Annotated in this window: 17 protein-coding genes and 1 tRNA gene; 8 read left to right on the top strand and 10 right to left on the bottom strand. The window is 60.2% G+C overall.

What is annotated here, in order from left to right:
- Positions 1 to 59: 59 nt before the first annotated feature.
- Positions 60 to 1412 carry a bifunctional UDP-N-acetylglucosamine diphosphorylase/glucosamine-1-phosphate N-acetyltransferase GlmU gene (glmU, locus tag VJS46_RS13120; protein ID WP_324060513.1) on the bottom strand — a complete coding sequence of 451 codons (1353 nt, stop codon included), beginning with the start codon at positions 1410 to 1412 and terminating at the stop codon, positions 60 to 62.
- A gap of 101 nt (positions 1413 to 1513) precedes the next feature.
- On the opposite strand from glmU, the gene VJS46_RS13125 reads away from it, so the two are divergent.
- The 5 genes from VJS46_RS13125 (at position 1514) to VJS46_RS13145 (ending at position 7874) form a co-directional block, all read left to right on the top strand.
- Positions 1514 to 2191 carry an HAD family hydrolase gene (locus VJS46_RS13125; RefSeq protein WP_324060514.1) on the top strand — a complete coding sequence of 226 codons (678 nt, stop codon included), beginning with the start codon at positions 1514 to 1516 and terminating at the stop codon, positions 2189 to 2191.
- A gap of 230 nt (positions 2192 to 2421) precedes the next feature.
- Complete coding sequence (locus VJS46_RS13130) at positions 2422 to 4365, top strand: PrkA family serine protein kinase (RefSeq protein ID WP_324060515.1); 1944 nt, start codon at positions 2422 to 2424, stop codon at positions 4363 to 4365.
- 196 nt (positions 4366 to 4561) lie between these two features.
- On the top strand, positions 4562 to 5872 hold the full coding sequence (locus VJS46_RS13135; RefSeq protein WP_324060516.1) for a YeaH/YhbH family protein: 1311 nt from the start codon (positions 4562 to 4564) through the stop codon (positions 5870 to 5872).
- The gene (locus tag VJS46_RS13140) at positions 5869 to 7404 is read left to right on the top strand and encodes a SpoVR family protein (RefSeq protein WP_324060517.1); all 1536 of its coding nucleotides are present in this window, start codon (positions 5869 to 5871) and stop codon (positions 7402 to 7404) included. The genes VJS46_RS13135 and VJS46_RS13140 overlap by 4 nt, the downstream gene beginning before the upstream one ends.
- 263 nt (positions 7405 to 7667) lie before the next feature.
- The gene (locus tag VJS46_RS13145) at positions 7668 to 7874 is read left to right on the top strand and encodes a hypothetical protein (protein WP_324060518.1); all 207 of its coding nucleotides are present in this window, start codon (positions 7668 to 7670) and stop codon (positions 7872 to 7874) included.
- A 298-nt stretch (positions 7875 to 8172) separates the two neighbouring features.
- On the opposite strand, the gene VJS46_RS13150 is transcribed toward VJS46_RS13145, so the two are convergent.
- The 4 genes from VJS46_RS13150 to VJS46_RS13165 all read right to left on the bottom strand — a co-directional run bounded on the left by VJS46_RS13150 (position 8173) and on the right by VJS46_RS13165 (position 11909).
- Positions 8173 to 8248: transfer RNA gene (locus tag VJS46_RS13150), tRNA-Thr, on the bottom strand.
- Positions 8249 to 8267: 19 nt separating this feature from the next.
- On the bottom strand, positions 8268 to 9131 hold the full coding sequence (locus tag VJS46_RS13155) for a hypothetical protein (protein ID WP_324060519.1): 864 nt from the start codon (positions 9129 to 9131) through the stop codon (positions 8268 to 8270).
- 91 nt (positions 9132 to 9222) lie between these two features.
- Complete coding sequence (locus VJS46_RS13160; RefSeq protein WP_414708023.1) at positions 9223 to 10545, bottom strand: replication-associated recombination protein A; 1323 nt, start codon at positions 10543 to 10545, stop codon at positions 9223 to 9225.
- A 182-nt stretch (positions 10546 to 10727) separates the two neighbouring features.
- On the bottom strand, positions 10728 to 11909 hold the full coding sequence (locus VJS46_RS13165; protein WP_324060521.1) for a glycosyltransferase family 1 protein: 1182 nt from the start codon (positions 11907 to 11909) through the stop codon (positions 10728 to 10730).
- An 82-nt stretch (positions 11910 to 11991) separates the two neighbouring features.
- Here VJS46_RS13165 and VJS46_RS13170 point away from each other — a divergent pair, with 82 nt between their 5' ends.
- The gene (locus VJS46_RS13170) at positions 11992 to 12648 is read left to right on the top strand and encodes an MOSC domain-containing protein (protein ID WP_324060586.1); all 657 of its coding nucleotides are present in this window, start codon (positions 11992 to 11994) and stop codon (positions 12646 to 12648) included.
- 42 nt (positions 12649 to 12690) lie between these two features.
- Here the strand turns inward: VJS46_RS13170 and VJS46_RS13175 are convergent, their stop codons facing one another.
- Both VJS46_RS13175 and VJS46_RS13180 read right to left on the bottom strand, forming a co-directional pair.
- Complete coding sequence (locus VJS46_RS13175) at positions 12691 to 13440, bottom strand: Crp/Fnr family transcriptional regulator (RefSeq protein WP_324060522.1); 750 nt, start codon at positions 13438 to 13440, stop codon at positions 12691 to 12693.
- Positions 13441 to 13639: 199 nt separating this feature from the next.
- A complete protein-coding gene (locus tag VJS46_RS13180; protein WP_324060523.1) occupies positions 13640 to 13816 on the bottom strand; it encodes a hypothetical protein in 177 nt (58 codons plus the stop codon).
- Positions 13817 to 14166: 350 nt separating this feature from the next.
- On the opposite strand from VJS46_RS13180, the gene VJS46_RS13185 reads away from it, so the two are divergent.
- Positions 14167 to 14340 (top strand): DUF1328 domain-containing protein, encoded by a 174-nt coding sequence (locus tag VJS46_RS13185; RefSeq protein WP_184475685.1) that lies wholly within the window; start codon positions 14167 to 14169, stop codon positions 14338 to 14340.
- A gap of 168 nt (positions 14341 to 14508) precedes the next feature.
- Here VJS46_RS13185 and VJS46_RS13190 read toward each other — a convergent pair whose 3' ends face one another.
- The gene (locus tag VJS46_RS13190; protein ID WP_324060524.1) at positions 14509 to 15684 is read right to left on the bottom strand and encodes an acetyl-CoA C-acyltransferase; all 1176 of its coding nucleotides are present in this window, start codon (positions 15682 to 15684) and stop codon (positions 14509 to 14511) included.
- Positions 15685 to 15750: 66 nt separating this feature from the next.
- Entirely contained in the window at positions 15751 to 17001 is a 1251-nt protein-coding gene (locus tag VJS46_RS13195) for a TetR/AcrR family transcriptional regulator (RefSeq protein ID WP_324060525.1), read from the bottom strand.
- A 236-nt stretch (positions 17002 to 17237) separates the two neighbouring features.
- On the opposite strand from VJS46_RS13195, the gene VJS46_RS13200 reads away from it, so the two are divergent.
- Entirely contained in the window at positions 17238 to 19283 is a 2046-nt protein-coding gene (locus tag VJS46_RS13200; RefSeq protein ID WP_324060526.1) for a 3-hydroxyacyl-CoA dehydrogenase NAD-binding domain-containing protein, read from the top strand.
- Between the two features lie 2 nt (positions 19284 to 19285).
- Here VJS46_RS13200 and VJS46_RS13205 read toward each other — a convergent pair whose 3' ends face one another.
- A complete protein-coding gene (locus VJS46_RS13205; RefSeq protein WP_414708021.1) occupies positions 19286 to 20758 on the bottom strand; it encodes a helicase HerA domain-containing protein in 1473 nt (490 codons plus the stop codon).
- Positions 20759 to 20830: the final 72 nt, after the last annotated feature.

Genomic DNA, 20830 nt, shown 5'->3' on the forward strand with positions numbered 1-20830 from the left:
CTGCGAAAGCGGAGTCCCCGCCTTCGCAGGAACGACGGATTGTTAAGGCCGACAGATGCTCAATTCTTCGCCCTTTTCTTCGCGCCCATGGCTTCGCGGAACTTGGCCGCCCAGCCGGGCTTTGCCTCCTGTTTGCTCCGTGCCAGTGCGAGTGCGTTGTTCTCGACATCGTGCGTGACCACTGAACCGGCGGCCACGATCGCGCCATCGCCGACATTCACTGGAGCGACCAGGGCGCTGTTCGAGCCGATAAAGGCTCCTGCGCCGATCTTCGTCCTATATTTGAAAAAGCCATCATAATTGCAGGTGATCGTTCCAGCACCGATATTCGCGCCGGGGCCGACCTCTGCATCGCCGATATAAGAGAGATGATTGGCCTTGGCTCCGGGACCAAGAACCGCTTTCTTCATTTCTACGAAATTTCCGACCTTTGCGCCCTGGCCAACCTCGGCCCCCGGACGGAGGCGGGCATAGGGGCCGATTTCTGCTCCCGACAGCACCTTGGCGCCTTCAAGATGGGAGAATGCGTGGATGGTAACTTTGTCTTCAATGGTCACCCCCGGACCGAAAACCACATTGGGTTCGATCAGCACGTCCCGACCGATGATAGTGTCGAAGCTGAAGAAGACGGTTGCCGGAGCGGTGAGCGTCGCGCCGTCACGCATGGCCTCGATACGGCGGCGGCTCTGCCACTCAGCTTCGACGGCGGCGAGTTCGATGCGGCTGTTCACGCCAGCCACTTCCCAATTCTCCGTCTCCACGACGGCGCTGTGGCGGCCTTCATGTGAGGCGAGCATGACGATGTCGGGCAGATAATATTCCCCGGCGGCATTATCGTTCTCGACTCTGGCGAGCAGGGTGAAGAGATCCTCCTCTCGCACCGCCATCAGGCCGCTGTTGCACAAGGTGATAGCGCGTTCGGCTTCGCTGGCGTCCTTGAACTCCACCATTTTTTCGATGACACCCCTGTCGTCAGCGATGATGCGGCCATAGGCGCCGGGATCCTCCAGGCGGAAGCCGAGCACCACTGCGACTGGCGCATCGGCTCCGTGCAGCCGTTCCAGCATCATCCGCATCGTTTCGGGGCGCACCAGGGGGACGTCGCCGTACAGGATCAGGACGTCACCGGCAAAGCCGTTGAAGCTCGCCTCCGCCTGCTGCACGGCATGGCCGGTGCCGAGCTGCTGGTCCTGAACGATGAGGGTGACGTCATGCCCGGCGACCGCTGCCTCCACCTGGTCGCGGCCGGCGCCCACCACGACGATCTTCTGCTGGGGCTGAAGCGTCTCCACGCTGGCGAGCAGGTGGAGCAGCATGGGACGGCCCGCAATCGGATGAAGGACCTTGTGGGTCGCGGATTTCATACGGGTCCCTTGCCCGGCGGCAAGGATGATGGTGGCTAGAGGACGCATCGGCTGTTCTTGTCGTTCCCTTGGCTTTTCTGAAAGCTGCCTGGCCCCTCTGCCATGTTTGGCTTGCTTATGCCACAGCGCAAAGGGCAAGGACGCTGGCCATGAAGAAGATTCCTTTCGATATTGTGGGCTTTGACCTGGACGGTACCTTGCTGGACACTAGCGGAGACCTTGCCGCGGCGGTCAATCACACGCTGCAAATCATCGGCAGGCCAGCTTTCACGGTAGAGGAAGTCAAGTTGCTGGTGGGTAACGGGGCCAGGACGATGCTGCAGCGGGGGCTGGAAAAAACGGGCGGCTGCTCGGATGAAATGATGAAGCGATATCTCCCGGTGCTGTTGAAGTTCTACGAGGAGAATCTGGCGCATCATAGCGAGGCTTATCCGGGCCTCATTGAAGCGATGGACGAATTGCATGCGCGCGGCGTGACGCTCGCCATCTGCACGAACAAATATGAACGCTTCGCAAAGGCGCTCATTGAACAAATGGGTCTTGCCGATCGGTTCGATACGATCATTGGCAGCGATACGATGGGGCCGGGCAGGTCAAAGCCGCACGCGGCACCCATCGAGGAAATGATCCGCCGGTGCGGGGGAGGGCGGGCGATCTTCCTGGGGGACAGTATCAACGACACGATGGCGGCCAAGAATGCAGGCATTCCGAGCATTGCCGTCAGCTTCGGCTTTCTGATGCAGCCGGTGGAAGATCTGGGGGCGGACCTTGTGATCCACCATTATGATGAACTGATCCCGGCGCTGGAGAATTGGCCTCAGGCTTGAGGGGATCCTCCCATGTTCCTCACATTGTCGAAGAAGAATAGCGGGCTCCCTGCCTGGCAGGGGCGACGGCAGCGAACGGCAATGCGGCGTATTCGGATGTTTGCCGAAGAATGAACCCAGACTGAACCCGGAATGGGGCAGAACGATCATTTTGCGCAAAACACGTACTGGTCTGCCACGCTTGTCTATCCTATATTGATTACAGCGCCGTTGCAGATCGTGGAGATGACATGGCGATAAATGATCTCTTTTCGGAATTCACCCGGAACTATGAAGCACGCCGTCAGGCGGAGATGACTCTTGAGGAGTATCTCCGCGGATGCCGCGGGGATCCGATGATGTATGCCAGCGCGCCCGAGCGGTTGCTGGCGGCGATCGGAGAGCCTGAGATCATCGACACCTCAAAGGATCAGAGGCTGGGCCGGATCTTCATGAACCGGACGATTCGGCGCTATCCAAGTTTTGCCGAATTCCATGGCATGGAAGAGACGATCGAGCGAATCGTGAGCTTCTTCCGTCATGCCTCGCAGGGGCTGGAAGAGCGCAAGCAGATCCTTTACCTGCTGGGCCCTGTCGGTGGCGGCAAGTCTTCGCTGGCTGAGCGATTGAAGTCGCTGATGGAAGTCCACCCCATCTATGTGCTGAAGGCGGGCGATGATTTAAGTCCGGTTTTCGAAAGCCCCCTGGCGCTCTTTGACCCCGAAACCCATGGCGCGATGATGGAGGACCAGTACGGCATACCCCGCCGCCGCTTGTCCAGCCTCATTAGTCCGTGGTGCCGCAAGCGCCTGGATGAGTTCAACGGCGATATCTCCCGCTTCAAGGTCGAGAAGATCATGCCGTCGCGGCTGCATCAGGTGGCCATCGCCAAGACCGAGCCAGGGGATGAGAATAATCAGGATATCTCTTCGCTCGTCGGCAAGGTCGACATCCGCAAGCTCGAAATGCTGTCACAGAATGATCCTGACGCTTACAGCTATTCGGGCGGCCTCAATCGCGCCAATCAGGGCATTCTCGAATTTGTCGAGATGTTCAAAGCGCCGATCAAGATGCTTCACCCGCTGCTGACGGCGACGCAGGAGGGGAATTATATCGGTTCCGAGAATATTGGGGCCATCCCCTTCACCGGCATCATCATGGCGCACTCCAACGAGTCAGAGTGGCAGAATTTCAAGAACAACAAGAACAATGAAGCCTTCATCGACCGCATTTATGTGATCAAGGTGCCCTATTGCCTGCGTGCGACCGAGGAGCGGCAGATCTATGAAAAGCTGCTGCGCGGGTCGGAATTGTCGGCAGCGCCTTGCGCGCCCGGCACGCTCGACATGCTGGCGCGCTTCTGCGTGCTTTCGCGCCTGCGCGAGCATGAGAACAGCAATCTTTATTCCAAGATGCGCGTCTATGACGGGGAAAGCCTGCGCGAGGTCGATCCCCGGGCAAAGAGCATGCAGGAATATAAGGATGCGGCAGGGGTCGATGAGGGCATGGACGGGATTTCCACCCGCTTCGCCTTCAAGGCCCTGTCGGCGACCTTCAATCATGATCCGGCCGAGGTGACGGCCGATCCGGTGCACCTCATGTATGTTCTCGAGCGGATGGTCCGGCAGGAGCAACTGCCGGCCGATACCGAGACCAAATATCTGGAGTTCATAAAGGGCGAGCTTGCCCCCCGCTATGCCGAGTTCATCGGCAATGAAATCCAGAAGGCCTATCTCGAATCCTATCATGACTATGGGCAGAACCTGTTCGACCGCTATGTTGCCTATGCCGATGCGTGGATCGAGGATCTGGATTTCAAGGACCCGGACACCGGGCAGTTATTCGATCGCGAGCTTATCAACCAGGAATTGACCAAGATCGAGAAGCCGGCCGGGATCGCCAATCCGAAGGACTTTCGGAACGAAGTGGTCAAGTTCGCGCTTCGTATGCGAGCGAGCAACAATGGCCGCAATCCATCCTGGACGTCCTATGAGAAGATCCGCGACGTCATCGAGCGGCGGATGTTCAGCCAGGTCGAGGACCTGTTGCCGGTCATTAGCTTCGGTTCCAAGAAGGACACCGAAACGGAAAAGAAGCATCATGAGTTTGTCGAACGCATGATCGACCGCGGCTATACGGAGCGGCAGGTCCGGCGGCTGGTCGAATGGTATATGCGGGTGAAGCAGGCGGGGTGATGGGGAGTGGAGCTTCTTGTTTGTTGCTTTGTTTAAGTGCCGTCATTCCCGCGAAGGCGGGAAGCCTTCTCTCGACCTTGGAATCAGGCGGAGGGGCAGGAGGTGGAGGAGGTGGCTCCCCGCCTTTGCGGCGATGACGAGATATGAGACCATGCATCAGCACGATCACTGCAACAGGAGGCCCTAGCGCACTGATATGTATGTAATCGATCGACGCCTCAACCCTGGCGGCAAGAGCCTGGTCAACCGGCAGCGCTTCTTGCGGAGGGCGCGATCATTGGTCCAGCGGGCAGTCCGGGACAGCCTGAAAGATCGCAGCATCAAGGACATCAATCAGGAAGGCGAGGTGTCCATTGTCCGCAAGGGCGTTCACGAACCGACCCTTCATCGCACGGGCAGCGGTGGCAATCGCGACCATATCTTCCCCGGCAACAAGGAATATGTCGAAGGCGACAAAATTCCCCGTCCTCCAGGCGGCAGCGGCCAAGGTTCCGGCGGTAGCGAGGCGGGCACCGGCGAGGGCGAGGACGAGTTCCGCTTCGTCCTGACGCGCGAGGAGTTTCTGGACCTGTTCCTGGACGATCTGGAATTGCCGGACCTTGCCAAGCGGCGGTTGGTAGGCGGCACTTCTTTCGAACTTCGCAGGGCTGGCTTCCAGACCACGGGTTCGCCGGCAACACTGTCGATCGGGCGGACTATGCGCAACGCCATGTCGCGGCGCATTGCCCTGAAGCGCCCCAAATCGGAGGAACTGAAGGCGCTTGAGGACGAGATCGCCCGGCTGGAGGCGTCAGGGGAGGGGGATCCCGACATCCTGCTGCGCCTCAAGGAAGAACGGGACGTGCTGGAGCGGCGGCGCAAACTCATTTCCTATATCGATCCCATCGACCTGCGCTATCGCCGCTATGAACATCATCCCAAGCCCGTTGCACAGGCGGTGATGTTCTGCCTCATGGACGTGTCGGGTTCCATGAGCGAGCATATGAAGGACCTGGCGAAGCGCTTCTATGCTCTGCTGCACTTGTTCCTGACGCGCTGCTATCGCCATGTGGAGGTGGTGTTCATCCGCCACACCGACCGGGCCGAGGAAGTGGACGAGCAAACCTTCTTCTACAGCCGCGAAACCGGAGGAACGCTCGTGTCCAGTGCGCTCGACAAGATGCTGGAGGTGGTGAAGGACCGCTACAATCCCGAGGACTGGAACATCTATGTCGCCCAGGCTTCGGACGGCGACAATATGTCGAGCGACAATCCCAGGACCGTGAGCCTGATGGAGGATGAGATCATCCCCATCTCGCAATATGTCGCCTATCTGGAGGTCGGGCGGGAGGAGGACCCCATGGTCGGCGGGACTATCTCCAGCGGCAGCGAACTTTGGCAAGCCTATGAGCGGGTGGCTGCGGCGCCTGGCCGCTTCGTCATGCGCAAGGTGCATCACCGCCGCGAAATCTATCCAGTGTTCAGAGAGTTGTTCCAGAAACGCGGTGTGGGGGTGAGTTCGGCATGATCGACCGGGTGGGCACCCCCTTGTTCGAAGGTGGCGACTGGAGCTTTGATCTTATCCGCCGGATCTATGACGCGGTTGAAGACATAGCCATCAATGAGATGAAGCTGGACGTCTATCCCAACCAGATAGAGGTCATAACGGCAGAGCAGATGCTGGACGCCTATTCGTCGACCGGCATGCCGCTATTCTACAAGCATTGGTCGTTCGGCAAGCAGTTCCTGGCGAACGAGATGATGTACCGCAAGGGGATGCGGGGCCTGGCTTATGAGCTGGTGATCAATTCCGATCCCTGCATCAGCTATATCATGGAAGAAAACACCGCGATGATGCAGACGCTGGTCATCGCGCATGCGGCCTTTGGCCATAACCATTTCTTCAAGAACAATTATCTGTTCAAGCAATGGACGGATGCGGAAGGCATTCTGGATTATCTGGAATTTGCCAAATCCTACATCATGAGCTGCGAGGAGCGGCATGGGCAGCAGGCGGTTGAGCGGCTGCTGGATGCGGCCCATGCGCTGATGCACCAGGGGGTCCATCGCTATCCCCGAGCAAAGGTTCGCGATCTGAAGGCAGAGGCCGCGCGGGAGGCCGAGCGGCATGCCCATCAGGAGCGGATCTACAATGATCTGTGGCGGACCTTGCCGCGGGCGGAAACCCAGGAGCGTGAGCCGTCGGACGACCGGCGCGCGGCGCTGAATCTCCCGCAGGAAAATATCCTCTATTTCCTTGAGAAATCAGCGCCGCTGCTGAAACCCTGGCAGCGGGAGGTATTGCGCATCATCCGGCTGATCGCACAATATTTCTATCCCCAGATGCAAACCAAGGTCATGAATGAGGGGTGCGCGACCTATGTGCACTATCGCATCATGACGCGCCTGCATGAAAAGGGGCTGATCAATGACGGCGCCTTCATGGAATTCCTGCAGTCGCATACCAATGTGACGCATCAGCCGATGTTCGATTCCGGTCATTATGGCGGCTTCAATCCCTATGCGCTGGGGTTCGGCATGATGATGGACATCAGCCGCATATGCACTGAACCCACGGCGGAAGATCGCATCTGGTTCCCGGATATCGCGGGCTCAGGAAATCCCGACGAGGTGATGAAGCACATCTGGGCCAATTACCGGGATGAAAGCTTTGTCGGCCAGTTCCTTAGCCCGCATCTGATCCGTAGCTGGAAGCTGTTCAAGCTGCAGGATAATGAGAAAGAACCCGCGCTGACCGTGGACGCGATCCATAATGAACGCGGCTATCGGGAGATCCGCCGCACGCTTGCGCGTCAATATGATATCGGCTGGATCGAGCCGGACATACAGATTGTCGATGTCGATATGGCGGGCGACCGGCATCTGATGCTGGAGCATAAGGTGACCAACGGCATTCAGCTTGCTGCCTCGGATGCAGAACAGGTGCTGCAGCATCTGGCAAGCCTGTGGGGGTATGACGTTGTCATGAAAGAGAAAAGTTCGGAGGGCGGAAAGCTGCTGAAAGAATATCGCGCCAGTCCGCGACCGGCGGAGAGCTGACCCGGACGAACGTTACGCCCCGCTATTTCCTTTTGAGCGAAATTGCGCTAAGGAAATCAGGTTGTACTTTTTGAGGATCGGAGCAGCATAGGCTATCAGAAGGCCAGCGTCCGGAAAAAGGCGCCGCTAAGTCCTGCCTGAAAGCCAATCATTGAAATGACGGAAAGATAGAGGGCCGCCGGGAAGGCAGGCAAGACGGGACGCGTCTCTCCGGATTTCGCATGATGGTGCTTCGAAACCGCAAAGCAGCAGGAGTTGCCTTCATGCTCAATACAGATGACCCGGCCATCTATCTGGAACGCGCGGAAATGCACGAGCAACTCGCGGCGGGAACCGATGACCTCCCGGCCCGGAAGATGCACCTGGCAATGGCAGCGGAATACCGGCGCAAGGCGGCCGAAATCGGCGCTATTTCCATCGAACGTACCCGTATGGACAATATGGTGAGGTTGCACGCCGCGGCTGGCTGAACCGGGTTTACCAACAATCCTGATCCCTTGGCGCTTCGCCGTCGTGCCCGTCCTCGGGCGCGGCGTGGCGTTGTTTGTTTCTGGGACGGCATCATATTTTGCAGATGCCCTACACCTCTCCCAGAAGGAGAGGGATACGCAGACTTAGGCCGACGTAGTCGGTCTTTGGTCGCAGTTGGGTGAGGGGTTCCGAAACTGCCGGTAGGGCACAACCCCTCACCAACTCCGGCTAGGCTGCAAGCCGCCAAGCCTTCAAATCCTGTCCCCAAGGGAGAGGGTACCTGAAATGCCGGAAAAATGGTGCCGCTTGTCAGACTCGAACTGACGACCTACCGCTTACAAGGCGGTTGCTCTACCAACTGAGCTAAAGCGGCGCTGCCTTGCCCTTTACAGTCACAATACCCCAAAGGTCCAGCCCTCCGTGCGGGCAATTTCATCGGTCAGGGAGGGCGGAGACCAATGAGCCGCGTCACCAGCATGGCGGCGCATCCAGGCCGCGGTCAGGATGGCGTCCGTGGCATGATCCTCATAGGCGGCAAGAGGCCGGTGCGGGGCGCTTTCCACGCGGGCGAGCGCTTCGTCCAATATAGCGGCGTCCCTGATCTTTGTGCGGCCCTTTGGGCGGCCAGCGGACCGGGCCGCGATGCTGGTGTAGATCTCGACGATGGCTGAGCCGCGCTCAGGCAGGGAATCGAACGGCCAGATGGGCAGATGCTGGCCAAGATGATGGAGAAGGCGCATGCCCGCGAAGCTTGCCTTGGCGACCTGCGCCGCGCCGATGGCGTCATATACGGTGGAGGGCTTGCCGCCGCCGCCCAGATTGTAATGCGCCTCGCAGCGGCGGAAGTGCATATAGCTGGCCTTCGTCCCGTCGGCCTTGCCGAAATAGAAATGGCGGCGGTGATGCTGTTCAAGGAAACTCGCGGCTCCAAGGTCGGCGTCGGCGCAGACATGGTCGACATAGGCCCAAAAGGCTCGGGCAGTGACGGGGACATTATCGCCGGGCAGGTAGGAGCGGCGCTCGACGAGCGGTGGGGCAAAGCTGAAGTCGAAGCCGAAAAGAGTGGGGGAGGTCTGCGCCTGCGCCAGGACCCAGTCGGCGACATCGGCTCTGGACCAATGACGGGAGGGCGGGGTGACGATTTCAGGGGCTTTGTTGCCCTCGCTGCACAAAGCGACCGCAATGCCCTTGTGGCGGGTGCCCTTGGCGCCGGACCAGTCGATAGCGGCAAAATGGGTGAAGCGGGGGTTGGCCACTGGCTAACTCAACTGTCGTCCCTGCGAAGGCAGGAAGCCCGCTTTTCTTCGCTAAAAGCCGCCACGACGGCGGATGGAATATCACTAAAAATCATCGGCCCGCATTGCGTTCTGACCGGAGTTCATTCCACCAGGCGATGCGTTCCGCTATGCGTTTTTCAAAACCTCGGTCGGCCGGTTGGTAGAAGGTCTGTGGCTCCATCTCTTCGGGCCAATAATTGTCGCCGGAAAAACCCTCTGCCATGTCATGATCATAGGCATAGCCCTTGCCATAGCCGATGTCCTTCATGAGCTTGGTGGGCGCATTGAGGATGTTCTGCGGCGGCATGAGGGAGCCGGTATCGCGAGCGGACTTCCAGGCCGCCTTTTGCGCCACATAGGCTGCGTTGGACTTGGGCGCTGTGGCGCAGTAGAGGCACGCTTGCACGATGGCGAGTTCGCCCTCCGGGCTGCCGAGGAAATCATAGGCGTCCTTGGCGGCCAGGCACTGGATGAGTGCCTGCGGATCGGCAAGGCCGATATCCTCGCTCGCGAAGCGGACGATCCGGCGGAGTACATAGAGCGGTTCTTCGCCCGCGACCAGCATGCGCGCCAGATAATAGAGCGCTGCCTGCGGGTCGGAGCCACGCAGCGATTTGTGCAGGGCGGAGATGAGGTTGTAATGGCCTTCCCTGTCCTTGTCGTAAACGGCAACCCGGCGATGGAGCAGAGCGGAGAGGCCGGCCGGGTCCAGCGATTTGTCGATATCAACCGAATAGAGGGTTTCCGCCTGATTGAGGAGGAAGCGGCCGTCGCCGTCGGCACTGGCGATCAGCGCTTCGCGAGCCTCGGCGGTTAGCGGCAGCGGCCGTTCCATCAGGACCTCGGCACGGGAGAGGAGTTGCTCCAGTGCAACGCTGTCGAGGCGGTGGAGGATCAGCACCTGCGCGCGGGAGAGGAGCGCCGCATTGAGTTCAAAGCTTGGATTTTCTGTCGTCGCGCCGACGAGCGTGACGGTGCCGTCCTCGACATAGGGCAGGAAACCATCCTGCTGCGCGCGGTTGAAGCGGTGGATCTCGTCCACGAAAAGGAGCGTCTTCTTGCCCATGCGAGCATGTTCGCGGGCGGAGGCGAAGACTTTCTTGAGATCGGCAACACCAGAGAAGACCGCGGAAATGGCTTCGAAGCGAAGGCCCACTGCATCGGCCAGCAGGCGGGAAATGGTCGTCTTGCCAGTTCCTGGCGGCCCCCAGAAGATGATGGAGCTCAAACGCCCCGCCGCGACCATGCGGCCGATGGCGCCTTCCGGGCCAGTCAGATGTTCCTGGCCTACGACTTCGGCGAGCGATCTCGGCCGCAGCCGGTCAGCCAGCGGAGCGTCCTTCGCCGGTTCGGGCAGCCTGGCTTCGTCTTCGCTGCCAAACAGGTCAGTCACGATTTGGCCTCGGGTCATTGGTCATCACGCCTTATATGGTGACTTCCTTTGAATGCGATAGTGGCAGGAGCAAGCACGGCTTGGGTATAAGCTTTCGTTCGCCCTCAGGTCCTCGAAGGGCCTTCAGGGGAATAAAGGAAAAGCTTCGACAAGCTCAGCCCGAACGGAGATGAGGAGTACCGCTAGGGCACTGGGCTGTGCCTGGGCGGCCCGAAGCCGGAATTGCGGTGCAGCACCACCCGTAAATAGGTTTCGGCGAGCGTCTGGTTCACCTGGTCCCAGCCATGATGGTCGGCCCTTAACCGGCCCGCCTTTCCGGCGGCACGGCGGGCGTCGAGGTCTTCGCAATAATGCGCAAGAGCGTCTGCGAACTGAGTTATGGCGCCCGGGCGGATGAGACGGCCCGTAACGCCGTCGCATACCAGGCTTTCGCTTCCGGTCGCCTTTGCAGCGATCACCGGCAGGTTGCAGGCCATGGCCTCCAGCGTCACATTGCCGAAGGTTTCAGTGACCGATGGATTGAACAGCATGTCCATCGAGGCCACGGCCCGGCCGAGCGCGGTTCCGGTCTGGAACCCGACAAAGCGCGCGGAGGGAAGGCGGTTCTGGAACCATTCGCGAGCAGGGCCGTCGCCGACCACTAGCACCCGGTGCTTGACCCGCCTGGCCAATAGGCGGTCGATCGTATCGGAAAAGACGTCCAGCCCCTTTTCCATCACTAGCCGTCCAATGAAGCCGATCACCGGTTCGTCATCCGCTATCCCATGCTCGCGCCGCCATTCCAGGTCCCGGCGATTGGGATTGAAGATGTCCTGATCGATCCCCCTGGACCAGATGCCGACATTATAGCTCATGCGCTGCTCGCGGAGCAGCTGCGCCATGCTTTCGGAGGGCGCGAAAATGGCGTCGCAGCGCCGGTAGAAGCGCCGTAGCAGCGCTTCGATCAACGGCTCCATGAAGGCAAGGCCATAATAGCGGGGATAGGTTTCAAAGCGGGTGTGGACCGAGGCCACCGCTGGCAATCCGCGCTTGCGGGCAAAGGCGACGGCGGCGTGGCCAAGCGGATCGGGGCTGGAAACATGGATGAGATTGGGGTTGAAACTTTCGATGTCCCGCCGGACCTTACCGGACATCCGCAGCGGAATGCGGTATTCGCCGCGCCCTGGAATGGCGAGCGAGGGAGCCCCCACCAGATCGCCCGTCGGCGCAAAAGCCGGTTCCGCGACCACTGGTGCATAGATTCTGACCTGGACACCCTGGCGCAGCAAATAGCCGACCAGCCGGTTTAATGCCTGGTTCGCGCCATCGCGCACATAATTATAATTGCCGCTGAACAGAGCGATGCGGAGACTGGTGATGTCCATCCAGCCCCCATTAGAAGCGAAACGAGCCGAGGACAAGAAAGGCGTTGGCTTTGCAAAGCGGCTCTGGCAAGGGCGAATGACCATGACGGAACTGAGCATGCATGTCGATGCGCTGCTAGCAGGCAGGGCCAGCCCGTTCCGCGGTGTCGAGACAAGCGCCATCGCCAAGCAGGCGGTGAAAGGCCGCGTAGAAATCGGCTTCCTGGGTTTGAAGGGCGATGAGCAGGCCGACCAGGTAAACCATGGCGGCCCCGACAAGGCGGTTCATCTTTATTTTCAGGATCATTATCACTTTTGGCGGGAGTTCACCGGTGGTCATGCACTGCTGGAGGCACCCGGCGCCTTTGGCGAGAATATTGCCGCATCGGGCCTGGACGAAGAGGGGATATGCCTGGGCGACCGGTTCCGGTTGGGAAGCGCCCTGCTGGAAGTCAGTCATGGCCGTCAGCCCTGCTGGAAACTGGATCATCGCTTCGGACGCAAGGATGTCATGGCCACCGTTGTCCGCACCGGCAAATGCGGAGTCTATTTCCGGGTGCTGGAAGAAGGTGAAGCCGAAGCGGGCGATGAAATGCTGCTTCTGGAGCGCCCTTCCCCCGAATGGACGGTGGCGCGGCTGTTTGGCTTGCTGATCGGTGGCGGAGCGAAGGCGGATATGGCTGCGATCAAGGCTGTGGCCGATATGCCGTTGCTGGCGGAAGCATGGCGTTCAAGGGCCAGGAAATTGAGCGGAGGCTGATCCCGGCCGACCCGGCTCAACGCTCTTTGCCGCCGGACTGGTTCAGCTCGCCAAAAGCTTCCTTTCCGCGGGAAGCGTGCGGGGGACGCGATCGGCGGGCTGGGTTTCCGCGTGCAGATAGCGTCCGTCAAACAGGGCGACCTGCCTCAGCCTATTGATGTCCGGTATGCGGAGCCAGCGCGAACGCAGTTCAATCAGGCCAAGGGTCCGCATTTCCTGGAGCGTGCGGTTTACATGCACCGGGGTAAGGCCGGTGATGTCGGCAAGGTCAAGCTGCGTGAGCGGCATTGCGCACTGGTCTCCACAGGTGAGCTTCGCCGCTTTCAGCCGGTAGTAAAGTTCGCAAAAGAGATGGCTCAGCTTTTCAAGGGCGCTCTTGCGGCCAAGGTTCACGATCCATTCGGTCTGCATGTCGGCGCTGACCCGCACGTCATGCAGCAGGAAGTCGTGGACTTCGGGATCGTTTACCGCCTTTTGCCGAAGGTCGCGGCAGGGCAGGCGCACGGTCCGTACATTGGTGAGGGCTACCACATGCTGTGAAGCCGCTGCATCGCAGGTCCACCCCAACTCGCAATAATCCCCCGGCAGGAACAGCGCAGTGATCTGGCGGCGGCCATCGGGGAGCAGCTTATATCGGCATGCCCAGCCTTCGCTGATAAGGTGGACATGATGCTGCAGTTCGCCCTCGCGTGCCAGACTTTGATGGGCTCGTACATAATGGAGGCTCTTCCGTCCGGCCCGTACATCCGATGCGGGCGGTCCAGCTTGAGCTGCTAAGCTTTGAATGAACATTCTGGTCCTTCCCTGTTGGGCTCACGCCCCGCTGGCCGGCAGAACAACCTGCACCTCAAATGCGCGAGAAGGGAGTTGGCTCCATCCCGTCTGCGAATGTACGGCGAATTGAAGAATGGCCGGCTCTTATGTCCGAAAGCGTACAGATAAGGGCCCAATCAATGTACGAACTGGAACAATCATGGAGCAAAGTTGAGGCTCATGCGTCCAATATTCTGTAGTTGTTGATCCAGAACAATGCTTCGGGAGCGGGCGGCGACCATGAAGGTTCGCTGGCATTGATGCCGGCGAGGAGTGGGATGAAATGGCCAGCCACGATCATGAGCGTTATTTCGCGAGGCGTGAACAGGAATGCCGCTCGCTTGCTGAGACGCATTGCGATCCTTTCTTGAGACGCGTTTATCTGAAGTTCGCGGATAATTATGCAAAAGCGCTGCGGGACAAAGAGCATAGCAGGATGCAGCCGCCGTCGACGCCAGCGGCCGCCCCCACTGCGGCGCCCAATGTTGCTACTTCGATGGGAAACCGGCGGGGACGTTCGGCCGCCTGAGAACAGGCGCACGCCCAGTTGCCGGAAGGAGACGATAGCGCTGCACCATGCGGGCGCAGAACTCGGCATATTCCATAGGCTCTATGGGAGCGCTGCTATGATGCGCCTCCAGCCCGGCAGCAGCGGAACTGCGGCTTTCCTTGGCCGTTTCACAAGAGGGCATAAGGAGAGAAGATATGCTGCGTTGGGCCCTCATTTTTCTGATCGCAGGCGTGGTCCTGGCCGTACTGGGTTTCGGCGGGATCGGCGGCGCATTTGTGGAGATCGCCAAGATCCTGTTTTTCGTCGCGATCGCCGTGTTCGTACTGCTGCTCATCATGGGCGCACTGGCAGGGCGCAGGGCACCATAGCCGGCTCACCTCCATCAGGGCGGAACACCGAAGTGACCAGAGTGGCTTGTAGCTCTTGGTGATCCCCATCCGTCCGTGTCGAGCGAAGTCCAGACACGTTCGCGCCATTTCAACGCCCTTCGACTTCTCGGGGTGAACGGTCAAGGGAACGTGTTTTGATCTCGTTGCTCAGAGTATTTCGAACAGCCCTGCAGCGCCCATGCCGCCGCCCACGCACATGGTAACGACGGCATAGCGAACGCCGCGCCGCTTTCCCTCGATCAGTGCATGGCCGACGAGGCGGGCCCCGGACATGCCATAGGGATGGCCGAGGGAGATGGCTCCGCCATCGACGTTGAGAATGTCATTGGGAATGCCGAGCTTGTTCTGACAGTAGAGCACCTGCACGGCGAACGCTTCATTGAGCTCCCAGAGCCCGATATCATCCATGGTGAGGCCGAAGCGGTTCAGGAGCTTGGGGACGGCGAAAACCGGTCCGATCCCCATTTCGTCGGGTTCGGTCCCCGCCACCGCCATGCCCAGATAGCGTCCGAGTGGGGCGAGGCCGCGCCTGGCGGCAAGTTCCGCCTCCATCACCACGCAGGCAGAGGCGCCGTCGCTTAGCTGGCTTGCATTGCCGGCCGTGATGAAGCCCTTTTCGCCAATGACCGGCTGAAGCGATGCAAGCCCCTCCAAAGTGGTGCCGGGCCGATTTCCTTCATCCTTGGCGATGGTGATATCCTGCGCGGTGACTTCGCCGGTCTCCTTGTTGGCAACCGTCATTTTCGTGGAAACGGGAATGATTTCGTCGTCGAACTTGCCGCTTTCCTGGGCCGCCGCCGTCCGCTGTTGGGACTGGAGGGCATAAGCGTCCTGGCGTTCGCGGCTGATGCCATAGCGGTTGGCGACAACCTCGGCGGTCTGCAGCATGGGCATGTGCACCGTTGGAACCATGGCAAGCAGCTCTGGATCGGGAGCGATGCGGAGCTCCTTGGTCTGGACCAGCGAAATGGATTCAACGCCGCCTGCGACGCAAACGGCCATTCGATCCACCATCACCTGCTTGGCGGCAATGGCGATCGCCATCAGTCCCGAAGCGCATTGCCGGTCGACCGACATGGCAGCGACTGTCGCGGGAAGCCCCGCCCGAAGCGCGGCGGTGCGCCCGATCGTTGTCTGAACGCCTTGCTGAAGCGCCGCGCCGATAACAACATCGTCGATTTCAGCCGGATCGACGCCCGCCCGCTCCACGGCTGCACGGATCGCATGGGCCGCGAGGGTGGGCGAGGGCGTGGCGTTGAATGCGCCCCTATAGGCGCGGCCAATGGGCGTGCGGGCGGTAGAAACTATGACGGCGTCACGCATGATCCTGTCCTATCGCTCTACGGTTGCAGTGTGCATACCCTATATTCGAAATGTGTCGTTGGCAATTCAACCCGCCATTCCATTTCCAAACATGCCGAATGCTATGGTGGAAGCGTAGATTTCCTTTGCCTTTTCAGGCGGAAGCCGTTTTGCCCAGGTTCGCCCATCATAGGCCGAGTTCAGCATCGACATCACCATTTGTGCGGCGATCAGCGAGTCTACGGGACGGACCGTTCCTTCCGCGATGCCATCCATCATCATTCCGGCATAACGGCGGGCGAGCCGCGTGGATTCCTCGAAAATCAGCGTCCGCAGCGCAGGCGGAAGCGATTGCCGCGCGGTGCCGTGCAGCAGCGGACTTGCATGGAAAAACTGTACTTCAAGCAGGGTGGAGATGGAGGAGGAGAGGTGTTGCCAATAGCTGCCCGCGCTTTCGTCGGCTGCGTGCTGGGACCGGGCAATGATATCGAAGCTGCGCCGGAAACAGGTGAGGACCAGATCGTCTTTCGCATCCAGATGATGATAGAAGCTGCCCTTGGTGACATTGAGTTCCGAGGCGATCCGCTCCACCGATGCCCCTCCGTATCCCCGATCATTGATCAATATGGTGGCGGCACGCAGAAAATTTTCGAGCGAGTTTTTGGAACCTGCCTCCGGGATCACGGCGTCGAGTGATATGGGATGAGGTTCCCAAGCTTGTTCCGGGGCCGAAATGCCATTTTCGAATATGTCGAATGTTCTGATCTTTACCCGTTCAAAATCCTCAATGTCATAGCGCTCCAGCCAGATTGGCAGCCAAAACATGTTTTCCAGCAGCACGCTGGTTCGGGCGGTAAAGGCAGCTTGCTCCAATGCATTGGCGGGCGCCCCGAAAAGAGTGCGCAGGCGCCTGAACATGGCCCGATACCTTTCCATCGTCGCCCGCTGGGTCTCCTCGTCCAGCGTGCGTAACTCCGAAAGAACGGCGTAAGGAGTGGCTTTGCCCTTGCGGATTTCGAGCAGGTCGTCGAAATTGGCGCTTATAAAGGCGCGAACGCGTTCCTTCGGGGTTTTGTGGGCCTCCCCCTTGGCAATGAAGCTTTCCAGCCGCTCAATCGAACGATCATAGCAGGCGGCGGCGAGCAGTTCCTTGCGCTTGAAATAATAGGTGACGCTGGTGGTGTTGAGGCCGACTTTCTGAGCCACATCGGCGAACGTCATGCCCTTCGCCCCGCGGTCGTTGATCAGCACCGACGCGGCTTCCAATATCCGCTCATATTTCGCTTGATAGCGGCTCGTCCGTTCGGCGTCCGCGATCATCCCCTCTGTCATTTTCATCCGCTCAACCTAACAGGTCCTGCCGATTCAGTCACCCCGCCGCCGGTTGCTTCGCGCTTTACCGAATATTGGGTATGGAGTAAGTCTAGAGGACTGGAAATATGGGCCAAGCTGCCCTCGTTCCCACCGGAGGAGGCGCGCCGTTACGTCAATCCGCGTCGGTCACCGGACCATTTAGGGTCGAATCATTACAGATGAGCTGGTGGCCAGCGGCGAACTCAAAGCGGGAGAATAATATGTCTGTCATCTCCTTCCGGAAACAGGACGGAATCCTGATCGTCACGTCCAATAATCCCCCCGTCAACGCTTTGAGCGCACCGGTCAGGCAGGGCTTGATGGAAGCCATGGCGGAAGCGTCACGAGATGACACGGTAAAGGCCGTCGTGATCCGATGCGATGGCTCGACCTTCTTCGCTGGAGCCGATCTCACCGAATTTACCAAGCCGCCTATCGAGCCGCTGCTGCCGGCTGTGGTCGAGGCGATTGAGGCTTGCCCCAAACCCGTCGTGGCGGCGGTTCACGGAACAGCCCTGGGGGGCGGATGCGAGATCGCCATAGGCTGTCATTACCGGATCGCGGTCCCCTCAGCGGCCTTCGGCGCTCCCGAGGTGAAGCTGGGCCTGTGTCCCGGGGCGAGCGGAACGCAGCGCCTGCCCCGGCTCATCGGTGTCGAGGCCGCACTGGAGATGACGACGAAGGGGGACAATGTTCCGGCGCGAAAGGCGCGGGAAATCGGCCTGGTGGATCGCATCTCGGGCGAGGAGACTCTGACGGAGGAAGCCATCGCCTTTGCCAGGGAAGTCGCCAATATGCGGCCCATTCCGCGCACCAGCGAAAAACCTGTCGGCGCTGATCCCGCCATTTTCGATGCCTTTCGGCAGGCCAACGCCAAACGGTTCAAGGGGCTGGAAGCGCCGGAGGAGATCATCCGCTGCATTGAGGCAGCAACCAGGCTGCCCTTCGCGGAAGGCTTGGAACGCGAACGCCAGGGGTTCATCAAACTATTCTTCAGCCCTCAATCGGCGGCGCAGCGGCACATCTTCTTTGCGCAGCGAAAGGCGTCGCACATTGAGGGCATTGCGGAGGATGTGAAACCGCGTGAGATCCGCAAGATCGGCGTCGTTGGTGCAGGAACCATGGGCGGCGGCATTTCAATGAATTTCCTTTCCGCAGGCATCCCGGTGACGATCGTCGAGCAGCAGGCCGAGGCGCTGGAGCGCGGCATCGGTGTGGTTCGGAAGAATTTTGAAGCAAGCGCCGCCAAGGGCCGCATGACCGCCCGTCAAATTGAGGCGGCAATGGGCCTGCTGACACCGACGCTCGAACTGGAGGACCTTGCCGACTGCGACCTCATCATTGAGGCGGTGTTCGAGAATATGGAGGTAAAGAAGGACGTGTTCCGGCGGCTTGATGGCATTGCCAAGCCAAGCGCGATCCTTGCCTCCAACACCAGCTATCTCAGTATCGATGAGATTGCTGGCGTGACGGGTAGGCCGCAGGACGTGCTCGGCCTCCATTTCTTCTCTCCGGCCAATATCATGAAGCTGCTGGAGGTTGTGCGGGGGGAAAGGACGGCTGACGACGTGCTCGTGACGGCCATGGCGGTGGCCAAGATGATCAAGAAGACCGCCGTGGTTGCGCGCGTCTGTTACGGCTTCATTGGCAACCGGATGCTGCTCCCGAGGCAGATCGAGGCTGAAAAGCTGCTGATCGAAGGGGCGACGCCGGAGCAGGTCGACCGGGTGCATGTCGAGTTCGGTATGCCGATGGGTCCCTTCCAGATGGCCGATCTGGCCGGGACCGACATTGGGTGGCACCGCGATCCCAAGCGGATCGACAATATTCGCGACGCCCTTTGTGCCGAAAATCGTCTGGGGCAGAAGGCAAAGGCGGGCTTCTACGATTATGATGAGAAGCGGAACCCAAGCCCGTCGCCCAGGGTGGCTGAAATCATTCAGCAATTCCGGTCGAAGGCCGGAGTGGAGCGGCGGGACATATCCGACGAGGAGATCGTGCAGCGGACGCTCTACCCAATCGTGAATGAGGGCGCGCTCATTCTTGAGGAAGGGATTGCGCAGCGGGCGTCCGACATCGACGTGGTGTGGGTGTTCGGCTATGGCTGGCCCGTCTATCGTGGCGGGCCCATGTTCTGGTGCGATCTTGAAGGAGCGAAGAAGATCGTCGAGGGCCTTGAGCGGCAGCGGGACAAGTTCGGACCGGCGTTCAAGCTCTCAGCTCTGCTGAAAGAGAAGGCGGAGACGGGTGGCCGCTTCAATAGCTGAAGTCAGTCCGCCTCCACCATTTCCGATGCCGCCGTTGAGATGCCAAGGCCCGGCAGACCGATGGACCGCTTTCCTGCGAAATCGATACGGGTGACGATCAGTCCCTGCGTTTCCATGAAGGCAAGCAACCGGCGGACACGGCCCGAGGAGCGGGTGCCGTAGCTTTCCGCAAGCGCATCGTCGGGCGGGCAGGGCGCCCCATCAAGCGCGGCGCGGGCGATGAGCAGGAATGGCGCCAGCATATCCTCGGGCAGGCTCGCCCCGATCCCCATGACGGGACTGAGCCGATCTTCGTTTTCGTCGAAAAACCCGGCCCGGGCCATGGCGAGGCGGCGGCGAAAGGCGGGCAGGTCGAGTGCTGCGCCCAACAGACGATGCATTCGGCAGCGGACCTGAAAATCCTGGAAGAGCACTGGGGCCGGACGATAGGAGCAATCCGGGTCGGCAACCATTTCCTGAAGGACGGTAATGATGACCGCCTCTCTCTCCCCGTCTGTCGGCGGCGGAGGGGATTTGGGTCCGCTTGCGGGTTGGCTGAGATCGGGTCCGGCGATTGTGCGGATAAGGTCCTCGGCAGCGACGGGAGCGGGCTTGGGGTCGGGCAGCGGCGGCTGATCTTCGCCAGAAGGCGCGAAGAGCAGGCCCTGCAGGTCCTGGGGCTCGTTGCTGGGAAGGGGCAGGAGCGAGTGGCCACCGCTGCGGGCAGCAGTCTCCACCGCCCCGATCTTCACCGCGACCGGCCGGCGGCAGATGGCAGGCCCCAGGGCGAGGAAGCGGCCGCGCTCAAGGTCGCGAATGGTCTCAGCCTGCCGCCGCTCCATGCCAAGGAGGTCGGCCGCCCGGGCCATATCGATGTCAAGGAAGGTCCGGCCCATCAGGAAATTGGAGGCCTCCGCCGCGACATTCTTGGCGAGCTTGGCAAGGCGCTGTGTGGCGATCACTCCAGCAAGTCCGCGTTTGCGTCCCCGGCACATGAGGTTCGTCATGGCGCCCAATGAGGCGCGGCGCGCTTCGTCCGACACTTCGCCAGCAGCGACCGGGGCAAACATCTGAGCCTCGTCGACCACGACAAGCGCCGGATACCAATGATCGCGCGGAGCATCGAAGAGAGCATTGAGGAAAGCCGCGGCGCAGCGCATCTGCGATTCAAGCTCAAGGGATTCGAGATTGAGCACCACTGAGGCACGATGTTCGCGGATACGGGCGGCGATGCGGGCAATCTCCCGCTCATTATAATCACCGGCTTCCACCACCGCATGGCCGAAGACCTCGGCGAGGGTGACGAAATCGCCTTCGGGATCGATGACGACCTGCTGCACCAGCTTTGCGCTGCCTTCGAGCAAGCGGCGCAGAAGGTGCGACTTGCCCGACCCGGAATTGCCCTGGACAAGCAACCGGGTGGCCAGCAGTTCCTCTATGTCCATGAGCACGGGCTTCCCCGTGCCGTCGGTTCCCATTTCGATTCTGACAGTCACGGATCGTCTTTGGACGAAGGGGCGGGGCGGGAGCAAGGGGATTGGTAAAAGGAGCTATCGTCACCAGCTTCT

Origin of the sequence: Rhizorhapis sp., assembly GCF_035276005.1 — a bacterium.
Lineage (GTDB): Bacteria > Pseudomonadota > Alphaproteobacteria > Sphingomonadales > Sphingomonadaceae > Rhizorhapis.